Source organism: Photobacterium sp. R1 (assembly GCF_054600795.1).
On record NZ_BAAHZP010000729.1, the window covers coordinates 1 to 255 of the forward strand.

Sequence of the window (255 nt, forward strand, 5' to 3'; positions counted from 1 at the left end):
TGCTCTGATTCTCGCGGAAATCCTTGGATTCGCCGCCATAGTCGATCACGATATCACTCGGCAGCATAGACAAAGCCTGCTCATCCATAAAATCCAGCGCTTCGCCCAAGGTATGGCCGGGCAGCAGGTTGGCGGTAATGGTGATCGACTTCTGCTTCTCGTTATGGCTCAGCTTACGGGCAGCCGCGACTTCTTCGACCTTCGCCACACTGTTGAGTGAAACCAGCTCACCGTTATTGGCACGGACATAAATCC

At 53.7% G+C, this 255-nt stretch carries 1 protein-coding gene; it reads right to left on the bottom strand.

Going from position 1 to position 255, the window contains the following annotated elements; translation table 11 throughout:
• Window positions 1–255 (bottom strand): efflux RND transporter permease subunit (locus tag ACYP03_RS27000; protein ID WP_459782809.1); only part of this gene is annotated, 255 nt, incomplete at both ends.